Genomic DNA, 11,247 nt, shown 5'->3' on the forward strand with positions numbered 1-11,247 from the left:
GAAGCGCTGGCTGAGATGTTCGGGGGGCCACGCCGCCTGATGTTGGCAGCTATCGCACTCGATCATAATCGTGACGCCGTGGTCGATGAGGACCCATAAAGGCCAACCCCGGATGTCCTCTGCAATCTGGTAGGGAGGTCGAGCGTTTGGTTCCGGCATGCCTCGCCTCCACGAATTCGGCCGCCCAATGTTCTCATAATGTTCTCTTGGGCCAAAGTAAAATCCGAGCCAGGGCGCGAGTGAAACACGCTAATGTCCTGCCGCCAGCGCGCCTCGACGGCTGATGGGATCTGCGGCATGTCGGAAAAATCGGCGTTTCCAATGGGGATGCGTTCCGAGCCGATGGCCGCCACCGGCCGACTATCGTTTGAAATATTGCCAGACAGCGCCGGCGTCGAGCAGATCGGGGACGCCGCGCGGCGGCTGAGGGCGGAGAACCGCCTGAGGGGCCGTGCGCTGGAGGCCGGTCGCTTTCACATCACCCTGCATCACGTCGACGACTATGTCGGCCTGCCGGCGGATGTGGTTGAAAAGATGTCCCGGGCTGCGGAGACGGTGACAGCGGCCCCGTTCGAGGTCGAGTTCGACTATGCGGCCAGCTTTTCAGGCCGGCCTGGAAACCGGCCGTTCGTATTAGGAGGCGGCGAGGGGCTGAAGGCCCTAATCGCCTTCCGTAACAATCTGGCCGACGCGATCCGGCGCACTGGCGTCGGGCGCAAGCCCTCGGCCCAGTTCGTTCCGCATGTCACGCTGCTCTACGATCAACTGGTCATTCAGCAACGGCCGGTCGAGCCGATCCGCTGGACCGTGCGCGAACTCGTCCTGGTGCACAGCCTCCTTGGCCGAACACAGCACCTCCCGCTCGCCCGGTGGCCATTGAAGGGCTGAGATCAGCCAGCGCCTTTGTCCGGCTCGCTGATGCGCGTGTCTTCGGCGATCCAGTTGTCTTCCCAGGTCTTGCCCCCGTCTGTGGAGAAGGACTGGGTGAAGCGGCAGAAGGTCGGGGTAATGTCTGACCAGACCCCGCGGACCAGGATCGCCCGGCCGTCATAGGTCTCCTGGTCATAGAACTCGCCGCGGCCGTTGCGAAACTCGCCGACGGAGGGCGCCCCGAAGCCGCCGCCGCGGCCGCTGGCGAAGTTCAGGCTCCACTGACGGGCGCTCGGATCGTACAGACGCACGCTGAGGCCCTCGATATGGCCGCCGGGTCCATCGGCTTCGAGTTCGACCAGATTGGCCCGCCCGCCCCAGATCGGCTTGACGGTCGAGACGCCCTCGTAGGTTTGCCAGGTCGCCGATCCGCTGAGGGGGTGCTCAAGCTTCTTCAGATGGGTCTTCCAGACCCCGATCTCGAAGTCGAAATCGTGGCTGCCGTCTCGCGGCGCAGGGGCTTCGGCGCGCGCGGGAAAGCCGCTGCAACCCAAGGCCAGAACAATGCTCATCGCCAAGCCTAACCGCGTCATGCCGTCCTCCCGGAAAGGCCGGAAGGGTTGCCGGATCGCCCTCGCGCTCAATGTCCAATCGCCGGAAATCGCGCCAGCCACTTGGCCGGAGGAGTGAGCTATTGCGGCAGGGCGAAGGCGACGACCTCGTCCGCCGTCTTCGTCCTCGACTTGCTGTGGCGGCCCGAGGCGATCAGCACGTACTGGCGGCCCTTCCAGACGTAGGTCATGGGCGTGGCCTGGCCGCCGCCGGGCAGGCGGCCTTTCCACAGTTCCCGGCCGCTGGCGGCGTCGTAGGCGCGAAGATAGTTGTCCAGGCTCGCGCCCAGAAAGACCAGGCCCGAGGCGGTGGCGAGAGGGCCGCCGAAATTGGGCGTGCCGACGCCGCGCAGCAGGAACTGGGTTCCAGGGGCCAGGTCCCGCGTCGTGCCGATCGGAACCTCCCACAGGATCTTGCCGGTGCGCATGTCGATGGCGTGCAACTGGCCCCAGGGCGGCGGGTTGCAGGGCAGGCCGATTTTCGACGTCACCAGAACCCGACGCATGCCGAAGGGCGCGCCGCGCATGGGGGAAATCTCCGCGTCAGGCTCAGCCGCCTTGGCCGCCGCCACCTTGTCGGCCGGGATCAGGGTGACCAGGTGCATGGCGCTGGAGGTGTTCACATAGGCGACCTGCCGCGCCTCGTCGAAGGCCAGGCCGCCCCAGTTGGAGCCGCCGCCGGTGAACGGGTATTCGATCGTCCCTTGCGTCGAGGGCGGCGTGAACAGGCCCTCGTGGCGGGCCGTCTCGATCTGACGGCGGCACTGGGCCTTCTCCCAGGGGAACAGGCCAAACGCATCGTCGGGCTTGATCGTGCTGGGCGACAGAGGCTTGGGCGCGACCGGGAAGGGCTGGGTTGGAGAGAGAACCTCGCCCGGCGCCGCGCCTTGCGGAACGGGCCTCTCTTCGACCGGGATCACCGGCCGGCCGTCCTCGCGACCGAGGGTGAACAGCAAACCCTGCTTGGTCGGCTGCAGCACGGCGGGGCGGGGCGCGCCGTTCCAGGCCACCATGGCCAGGGTCGGCTGGGCCGGATTGTCGTAGTCCCAGACGTCGTGATGCACGGTCTTGAACGCCCAGGCTTTGCGGCCGGTCTGGATGTCCAGGGCCACGACGGAATCGGCGTCGCCGTCGTCCCCCTTGCGCAGGCCGCCCCAGAAGTCGGGACTGGGGCTGGTGGTCGGCAGGAAGACCAGGCCGCGCGCTTCGTCGACCGACATCGGCGCCCAGACATTGGCCGCGCCCGCGACCACCTCCTTGGGCGCGCTGGCCAGCGGGTCCCAGGTCCAGAGCGGTGCGCCGGTGCGGGCGTCAAAGGCGCGCACCGCGCCCGAGACTTCCTGGACGCGCTGGTTGTCGTCGATCGACGAGCCGACCACCACCACGCCGCGGGCGACGACCGGTGGCGAGGTGATCTGCATCTCCCCGTCTCGGTTCAGCTTCACGCCCTTGGCCACATCGACGGCGCCGCCCTGGCCGAACCCGGGGCAGGCGCGTCCTGTGGCGGCGTCCAGGGCGACGAGGCGCCGGTCGTTGGTGTTCAGGAATATCCGCTCGGCGCAGGGCTCGCCCGTCCGCGGCTCCGGGTCGCGCCAGTAGGCGACACCCCGGCAGTTGGTCTCGTTGGGATAGTGGACCTTGGGGTCGATCCTGGGGTCATAGGCCCATATCCGCTGACCCGTGCCTGGATCGACGGCGAACACCTCGTTGAACGGCGAACAGACATAGACCCGCCCGCCGGCCATGATGGGCGTGTTCTCGAACGCGGAATGGCCGATGTCGGCGGCGTGCGAGACAAGATCGCCGGTGGAGAACCGCCAGGCGGGTTTCAGCGCTGCGACGTTCTGCGGCGTGATCTGGCGGGCGGGCGAGAACCGCTGGCCGCCCTGGTCGCCGCCATAGACGGGCCAATCGCGGTCGGGTTCAGGCGCAAGCCGCGCGGGCCTTGGCGTGCAGGCCGCGAGCGCAACCGCACCGGCCAAGACCATGGCCAATCGGGCGGATCGGCCCAGCGCTCTACGTCGCAAGTCCTCGAACGTCGCCATGGCCATCGCCCGCACCTTCGGATCCCTCGCCCATAGCGCGTGCGGGCGTCCAGCGCAAAGCCTCGACCACGGCGGCCGGCAACATGCCTGTCCCCAAGCTGACGAAGTTGTTACCAGCAATATGCGCCGCAAAACGGGGCAGTTGCGAGCTTCACTGGAGTTTTCGTGAAAAACGGCCCGGACAAATAGGAACCAAACAGGTCCCAGGCGCCCTTATCAACCGGCGCCTTTGAGATCAATTCATAAAGGGGTCGTGTTGTGTGTTCAGGAGGTTAGGTGATGCGCATAGCTCAGGTCGCGCCGTTGTATGAGTCTGTTCCGCCAAAGCTTTACGGCGGCACCGAACGCGTGGTCGCCTATCTCTGCGACGCCCTGGTTGATCTCGGGCACGAAGTGACCCTGTTCGCTGCGGCGGACGCCGATACCCGCGCCGTTCTTGCGCCCATGCGCGACCGGGCCATCCGTCTGGACCCGGCGCCTTGGAAATCGGATCTCGCAGCGCACATGTCGATGCTGGACCGGCTGCGCCAGGCGCAGGACCGGTTCGACATCATCCATTTCCACACCGAATTGCTGCACTTTCCGATGTTCGAGGAGGTAGCGGGGCGCACCCTGACCACGTTGCATCTGCGCATGGACGCCAAAGACCTGGGGGGCGCCTATCGCCGTTGGGCGAAGTTCCCCCTGGTGTCCATTTCCAACGCCCAGCGCACCTATATGCCCTTCGCCAACTGGGCCGGCACCGTCTATCACGGCCTGGCCCCTGACTGCTGCCGCTTCAGCCCCGAACCTAGGGGATATTTGGCTTTCCTCGGCCGCATGTCGCGCGAAAAGCGGCCCGATCGGGCGATCGAGATCGCCAAGGCGCTGGGCATGCCGCTGAAGATGGCCGCCAAGATCGGTGTGGATGACGAAATCTATTTCCGCACCGAGATCGAACCCTTGCTGGACCACCCCCTGATCGAGTTCGTGGGCGAAATCGACGAGGCGCAAAAGTCCGATTTCCTTGGCGGCGCGGAGGCGCTGCTGTTTCCGATCGACTGGCCCGAACCGTTCGGCCTGGTGATGATCGAGGCCATGGCCTGTGGCACGCCCGTGATCGCGTTCGATTGCGGCTCGGCGCCCGAGGTGGTCGATCATGGCGTCACGGGATTTGTGGTCCGTGACGTGCGCGGCGCCATGGAGGCGGTCCGCGCAGCCAGGCGGCTGGACCGGCGCGAAATTCGAAAGCGGTTCGACCGGCGTTTCTCGGCCGCGGCGATGGCGCGCGGATACCTCGATCTCTACGCCGAGCGGCTCGCGCGCCAGCCATTCGCCCCCGAGGCCAGCGCTCCCTCCGCCAAGGCCCCGCTCGTCAGGATTGCATAGACGACGCCCGATGGACGATCACTCCGGCCATGTCGGCACGGTCGAAGAGAGCGCGGTCACCACCAGCGCCGAACTGCTGTCGCTCAAGGACGGCGGTGTCTTTCTGGTGGCCGACAGCCAGGGGGACATTGTCGGCGCCGCCGACGGCATGTTCGACAACGACACGCGCATCCTCTCGCAATTCGTGTTCCTGGTGGGCGATGTGAAGCCGGCGCCGCTGTCGCACGGCCTGTCAAAGGACAACGCCGTCTTCACCTGTCACGGCGCCAACCGCACCCTGCCGCCGGTCGGGGAGCGCAACACGCCGCGCGGCGTGGTTCACATAGAGCGCAAGCGGACCCTTTGGCGGGGGCGGATGTTCGAGCGGATCCGCTGCACCAATTTCGGCCTGGACGAGGTCATGCTGCCGATCTCGTTCGACTATGCGGCCGACTTCGCCGACATGTTCGAGGTGCGCGGCGTCAAGCGTCCGGCGCGGGGGCAGCTATTCCCGACAGACACCGACGGCCGGCGGGCCGTGTTCGGCTACCAGGGCCTGGACGGTGAGACGCGGCGCAGCGCGTTGGTTTTTTCCGAGCCCCCATGGCGAATGACCACACATCGCGCGGACTTCATGTTCTCTCTGCCGTCCGAGGGGCGCCTGGACCTGCATATCGAGGCGGGCCAACTTGTCGACGAGGTTCCGTCGGCCGAGCGGTTCGCCGCAGCGGTTTCAGGCGCCAGACGCGCCATCGTCGAGCGGCGGAGGCGGGGCGCCGGCCTGGTTTGCTCCGACCACGCCTTCGCCGCCTGGATCGAGCAGTCCAGGGCCGACATCTCCCTCTTGACCACGGACCTGGAGACCGGGGCCTATCCCTTCGCCGGCATACCCTGGTTCTCGACCCCGTTCGGCCGTGACGGCATCCTGACCAGCTGGCAGATGCTTTGGCTGGATCCGTCCCTGGCCAAGGGCGTGCTGACCTATCTCGCCAAACGGCAGGCCACGGCCATGTCGCGCTTTCAGGACAGCGAGCCGGGCAAGATCATGCACGAGACCCGCAAGGGCGAGATGGCCGCCCTGGGCGAGGTGCCGTTCGGCCTCTACTACGGTGGGGTCGACACCACCCCGTTGTTCGTCGCCCTGGCCGGGGCCTATCTGCAGCGCACCGACGACGTGGCCCTGATCGATGCGATCTGGCCGGCGGTATGCAAGGCCATGGCCTGGATCGAGACCTATGGCGATTCCAACGGCGACGGCCTGATCGACTACCAGCGCGGGGCCGAATCCGGCCTGACCAACCAGGGCTGGAAGGACAGCGAGGATTCGGTTTTCCACGCCGATGGCCGGTTGCCGCAGGGGCCCGTGGCCCTGGTCGAGGTGCAGGGCTACGCCTATGCGGCCTACCGGGCCATGGCCCAGATGGCCGAACGCCTGGCCGAGGACGACCCGGAAGTGTGGAACCGCAAGGCCGAGGTGCTCCGAGAACGGGTCGAGGAGCGGTTCTGGATGGCGGAGCACGGCTACTACGGCATTGCGATCGACGGGGAGGGCGAGCTCTGCGCCACCGAAACCAGCAACGCCGGCCACCTGTTGTTCTCCGGCCTGCCGGACATGCACCGGGCGGGACAGGTGATCCGCCGCCTGCGCTCGCCTGATTTCGACAGCGGCTGGGGGTTGCGCACGGTGGCCGTCGGGGCGTCGCGCTACAATCCGATGAGCTATCACAACGGCTCGGTCTGGCCGCACGACACCAGCCTCTGCATCGCCGGCATGGCCCGCTATGGCGAGCGGCTGGGTCCGGTGAAGCTTCTGGACGACCTCCTGCAGGCGTCGCAGACCTTCAACCTGCGCATGCCCGAACTGTTCTGCGGTTTTGCGCGCGAGATGGGCGAGCCGCCGATCGCCTATCCCGTGGCCTGCGTACCCCAGGCCTGGGCGGCGGCCTCGGTGTTCCTGATCCTCCAGGCATGCCTCGGCATCAATATCAGTGCGGCGCGCCGCGAGGTGCGGCTGATCCGCCCCATGCTGCCCATGGGCGTCGAGGGGCTGACACTCCAGGGAATCGAAATCGGCGACGCCAGGGTCAGCCTCAGCCTGCGCCGGCACGAAGGCGGGGTGTCCGTCACGCCTGAGGCGGGCTCGGACCGCTCGATCGCCGTGGTGCTGCAGAGTTGACCCGCACGCTGCTCACGCCCCCGCCGCCCCTGGACGTCTCGCGCACGGCCCTGTTCGCGGATCTTGACGGCACGCTCGCCGAGATCAGGCCGCGGCCCGAAGACGTGGGTCCCGATCCCGCACGCGCCAAGATTCTGGCCGAGCTGGGCGAGCGCCTCGACGGAGCGCTTGCTATCGTCAGTGGCCGGTCGCTGGATGAGCTCGACCGGATACTGGGCGGCGTCCCGCCAGCCGTGTCTGCGACCCACGGCCTCGTCCGGCGCGGAGCCGATGGAGGCGTCGTATCGATCGAGACTGAGCCGATCCCCGATTGGGTGCTCGAGCGACTGAGGAAGGCCTGTCAGCAGCGCGCGGGGCTGCTTCTGGAGAACAAGCGGGTCTCCGCAGCGCTGCATTTTCGCGCCGCGCCGAATTTGGCCGAGTTCTGCGTCGAGCTGGCTGAAGTCCTGGCTCGAGAAAGCGGCATGACCGTGCAGCCTGGCGACATGGTGGTCGAGCTTCGTCCGCCAGGCGCGACCAAGGCCGAAGCCGTGACCGCCTTCATGGCCGAGGCGCCGTTCGCTGGCCGCAGGCCGATCTTCGTCGGCGACGATCTGACGGACGAGGATGGCTTCGCCGGCGCCGAGCGGCTGGGCGGGCACGGCGTGATTGTGGGGCCGCGCCGGCCGACCCGCGCCCGCTACGCCCTCGCGGACGTCGAGGCGGTGCTGGCGTGGCTATCGCCCGAAGCTTGAACCCCAAGCAATTTCCCGTGTTGGCCGCGTTGAGGCGGAACCTCTCCACCCGCGTGCGGCTTGTCTCAGCAGCGGCCAATTCAGGTCTTGGCGGGAGACTCAGCGATCAGCCGGCTCATTGTGGTGTCCAATCGGGTCAGTCCGCCGGACGGGAGCGACCAGGCGGGCGGGCTCGCAGTCGCTCTGGCGGCGGCCTTGCGGGAATATTCTGGCTTCTGGTTCGGTTGGAGTGGCGAGACCACGCCGACCTTCACCGGCGCGCTGAACCATCACTCGACGGATGGTGTCGCCACGGTCACCCTCGACCTGGAGGAGACCGACTATCAAGAATACTACAACGGTTACGCCAACGGCACGCTGTGGCCGCTGTTCCACTATCGCATCGACCTGACCGCCTATGACCGCTCGTTCGGCCAGGGCTACGAGCGGGTCAACCGGCGATTCGCCGCCGCCCTGGCGCCGCTAGTCAGGCCGGGTGACCTGATCTGGGTGCACGACTATCATCTCATCCCGCTCGGGCGCTGCCTGCGCGACCTGGGGATCAAGAACCGGATCGGCTTCTTCCTGCACATCCCCTGGCCGGCGCCGCAGCTCCTGACCACTCTGCCGCGGCATTGGGCGCTGGTGGAGTCGCTGTTCGCCTATGATCTGGTGGGTTTCCAGACCGACGAATGGCTGCGGGCGTTCGAAGCCTATGTGCTCGACGAACTTTCCGGCCTTCGTAAGGACGACGGCGTTCTCCACGCTTTCGGGCGCGACCTGCAGGCCAAGGCGTTCCCGATTGGGCTCGACCTGAAAGACTTCGTGGCGCTGTCGCGCTCCCCAGCGGCGGACCGCGCCTACGATCGCATGGCCGCGCACAGCGTGTTCCGCTCAATGATCGTCGGGGTCGAGCGGCTGGACTACGCCAAGGGGCTGGAAGAACGCCTGGCCGGCTTCGCCCAGTTTCTGGCCGACAATCCGGGCATGGCCCGCCAGGTGCTCTACCTGCAGATCGCGCCCACCTCGCGGGAAGGCGTCGAGGCCTATCAGGACCTGAGGGCCCGCATCTCGGCCATGGCTGGACGGATCAACGCCGATCATTCCGACATGGACTGGGCGCCGGTGCAGTACGTGAACCGCAACTTTTCGCGGGCCGAGTTGGCCGGGATCTATCGCGCGGCCAAGGTGGGATTGGTCACCCCGCTGCGCGACGGCATGAACCTGGTGGCCAAGGAATATGTCGCCGCCCAGGACCCGGACGATCCGGGCGTGCTGGTGCTGTCACGTTTCGCCGGCGCCGCACGGCAGATGACCGAGGCCCTGATCGTCAATCCCTTCAGCCGCGAGGAGCTGGCCGAGGCTCTCCGGCGCGCTCTGGGCATGGAGCAGGACGAGCGTCGCCGGCGCTGGGAGTCGCTGATGGACGGGTTGCGGCGTTCGGACATCGCGGCCTGGCGCGACAGTTTCGTTTCGGCCCTGGAGGCCCCTAGCCGCGAGGCGGCCTGAAGCGGGGCTAGGCGACTCCCGCGCAGGGCTCTACAGCCTACCTGGCCAGCCCAGGAGCCCGCCATGAGCAAGCCCGTCACCGTCTATGGCATCAAGGCCTGCGACACCATGAAGAAGGCCCGCGACTGGCTGGACGGCCATGGCGTGGCCTATGCCTTCCAAGACTACAAGGCGGTTGGCGTCGAGCGGGCGAAGCTGGAGGCCTGGGCTGACGCCGTCGGATGGGAGGTTCTGCTGAACCGGGCGGGCACGACTTTCCGCAAGCTGCCGGACGCTGACCGGCAGAACATCGATCGCAACAAGGCGATCGGCTTGATGCTGGCCCAGCCATCGATGATCAAGCGCCCGGTGATCGAGCGGGAAGGCGGCCTTCTGGTCGGGTTCAAGCCGGACCAGTACGCAAAGGCGTTCGGCGAGCGCTAGATATTCCTGCCGGCCGCCTTCGAGCGCGGGCCACCTGGGGATTACTAAGATTTCATGGGCTTTTCTGCATCCGAACGGGCATCACCAGGGCACTTCCCATCAGATGAAGCAGCGATCAGGCTGTGTTCGACTCGGGAATGAGGGGCAAGGGTGATGGGCGAATTGGCGAACGTGCTTGTGCCGCTGGCGGGCGTCGCGATGATCGTGGCGGTGATCGTCGGGCCGATCTGGATCATTTCCTATTTCAAGAGCCGCGAGCGACAGCGACTGCACGACACCCTGCGGCTGATGGTCGAGAAGGGACAGCCGGTGTCGTCCGAATTACTGGACACGCTGAACACCGGCCGGCCGCGCACGCCGCCGAACGACATGCGCCGTGGTGTCTGGCTGGTGGCCATCGCCCTGGCCCTTGGAGCCGCGGGCCTGATCGGTGGCCTGACCGGCGATGGCGACATGGTCGGCTTCCTCTGTGGTCTGGCGGCGTTCCCCGGCTTCATCGGCCTCGGCTATGTGGTCATGGCCATCCTCAATCGTGACAAACCCAAGGCCTGAATTGGCGCGCTGACAGGAGAGCGCCCATGAGCGGCGCACGAGCGCGGCCGACCATTCTGGCTTCGAGCCATGACGTGGAATTGGCGGCGCTGGCATCGGCAGGGGACAGACCCGCGTTCGGCGAGTTGGTGCGCCGGCACGGCTCGGCTGTGCGCGGCCTATTGCGCCGCATGGGCGCCGATTCCGGCCTGGCCGACGACGTGGCCCAGGACGCCTTCCTGGCCGCCTTCGAACAGATCTCCGAGTTCCGCGGGGAAGGCCCGTTCCAGATCTGGGTGAAGCGGATCGCGGCCCGCCAGTACGTCAAGCGCCGCCGGCGCGAGGCGCGAATCGACCTGATGGCGGAGACGCCGGAACCTGATGGCGAAGCCTTCGATGGTGGAGCCGGCGTGGCCAGCCGACTGGACCTGGACGAGGCATTGCAATGCCTGACCATGGCCGAGCGCCTCTGCGTCAGCCTCTGCTACGGCGGCGGACTTTCGCACGCCGAGGCGGCGGACGCCTTAAATGCGCCACTGGGAACGGTCAAATCCCATGTCAAACGTGGTCTGGATAAACTCCGTGCGCGCCTCAGCGCCGGCGAGGACGGGGCGGGGAGCCAGTTGCATGGCTGATCTGGAATTCGACGGCCGATTGGACCGGCTGTTCGCCGAGGCCCCGGCCTTCGGCGACGCGGAGGCCTTCGCCCGAAAGGTGCAGAACCGCCTGGATCGCGCCTGGGCGCTGCGGCGGCTGCTGATCGGCGGCCTCGGCGTGTTCGGCGGGCTGATCGCCGTGGTGCAGCTGGCCGCCTCGGGCGTGATCGGCCGCGCCCAGGTGCTGTCGACCCAGTCGGCGCGGGTGATGTCCCTGGCCATGGCCAACCACGTGCCGACCCACCTGTTCGGCGACAGCATGCCTTTCGGCCAGGACTTTATCTGGGTCGCCATCGGCCTGGCGGCGGTGGCGTTCGGCTTCGCCGTGCTGCGGACGATCGGCGACCTGTGAGCGGGCCTGTACGG

11 protein-coding genes are annotated in these 11,247 nt (G+C 67.1%); 9 read left to right on the forward strand and 2 right to left on the reverse strand.

Annotated elements, in window-relative coordinates:
* Positions 1 to 375 precede the first annotated feature (375 nt).
* The gene (locus KCG34_RS02705; protein ID WP_249138191.1) at positions 376 to 888 is read left to right on the forward strand and encodes a 2'-5' RNA ligase family protein; all 513 of its coding nucleotides are present in this window, start codon (positions 376 to 378) and stop codon (positions 886 to 888) included.
* A 2-nt stretch (positions 889 to 890) separates the two neighbouring features.
* Here KCG34_RS02705 and KCG34_RS02710 read toward each other — a convergent pair whose 3' ends face one another.
* Entirely contained in the window at positions 891 to 1,442 is a 552-nt protein-coding gene (locus KCG34_RS02710; protein ID WP_249138192.1) for a hypothetical protein, read from the reverse strand.
* Between the two features lie 119 nt (positions 1,443 to 1,561).
* The gene (locus KCG34_RS02715) at positions 1,562 to 3,526 is read right to left on the reverse strand and encodes a pyrroloquinoline quinone-dependent dehydrogenase (protein WP_211938870.1); all 1,965 of its coding nucleotides are present in this window, start codon (positions 3,524 to 3,526) and stop codon (positions 1,562 to 1,564) included.
* A gap of 279 nt (positions 3,527 to 3,805) precedes the next feature.
* Here KCG34_RS02715 and KCG34_RS02720 point away from each other — a divergent pair, with 279 nt between their 5' ends.
* The 8 genes from KCG34_RS02720 (at position 3,806) to KCG34_RS02755 (ending at position 11,233) form a co-directional block, all read left to right on the forward strand.
* The gene (locus KCG34_RS02720) at positions 3,806 to 4,894 is read left to right on the forward strand and encodes a glycosyltransferase family 4 protein (protein ID WP_211938871.1); all 1,089 of its coding nucleotides are present in this window, start codon (positions 3,806 to 3,808) and stop codon (positions 4,892 to 4,894) included.
* 10 nt (positions 4,895 to 4,904) lie between these two features.
* Positions 4,905 to 7,049: an amylo-alpha-1,6-glucosidase gene (locus KCG34_RS02725; RefSeq protein WP_211938872.1), complete on the forward strand. Its 2,145-nt coding sequence runs from the start codon at positions 4,905 to 4,907 to the stop codon at positions 7,047 to 7,049.
* The gene (otsB, locus tag KCG34_RS02730; protein WP_211938873.1) at positions 7,046 to 7,783 is read left to right on the forward strand and encodes a trehalose-phosphatase; all 738 of its coding nucleotides are present in this window, start codon (positions 7,046 to 7,048) and stop codon (positions 7,781 to 7,783) included. The genes KCG34_RS02725 and otsB overlap by 4 nt, the downstream gene beginning before the upstream one ends.
* Positions 7,784 to 7,888: 105 nt before the next feature.
* The gene (locus tag KCG34_RS02735) at positions 7,889 to 9,271 is read left to right on the forward strand and encodes an alpha,alpha-trehalose-phosphate synthase (UDP-forming) (protein ID WP_211940694.1); all 1,383 of its coding nucleotides are present in this window, start codon (positions 7,889 to 7,891) and stop codon (positions 9,269 to 9,271) included.
* Positions 9,272 to 9,334: 63 nt separating this feature from the next.
* Positions 9,335 to 9,694, forward strand: a complete 360-nt coding sequence (locus KCG34_RS02740; protein ID WP_211938874.1) for an ArsC family reductase — start codon at positions 9,335 to 9,337, stop codon at positions 9,692 to 9,694.
* Between the two features lie 153 nt (positions 9,695 to 9,847).
* Positions 9,848 to 10,246 (forward strand): DUF6249 domain-containing protein, encoded by a 399-nt coding sequence (locus KCG34_RS02745; RefSeq protein ID WP_211938875.1) that lies wholly within the window; start codon positions 9,848 to 9,850, stop codon positions 10,244 to 10,246.
* A gap of 26 nt (positions 10,247 to 10,272) precedes the next feature.
* Positions 10,273 to 10,860, forward strand: coding sequence for an RNA polymerase sigma factor (locus tag KCG34_RS02750; protein WP_211938876.1), 588 nt, complete (start codon positions 10,273 to 10,275; stop codon positions 10,858 to 10,860).
* Positions 10,853 to 11,233 (forward strand): hypothetical protein, encoded by a 381-nt coding sequence (locus KCG34_RS02755; RefSeq protein WP_211938877.1) that lies wholly within the window; start codon positions 10,853 to 10,855, stop codon positions 11,231 to 11,233. The genes KCG34_RS02750 and KCG34_RS02755 overlap by 8 nt, the downstream gene beginning before the upstream one ends.
* Positions 11,234 to 11,247: the final 14 nt, after the last annotated feature.

This window comes from Phenylobacterium montanum, from assembly GCF_018135625.1.
GTDB lineage: Bacteria > Pseudomonadota > Alphaproteobacteria > Caulobacterales > Caulobacteraceae > Poindextera > Poindextera montana.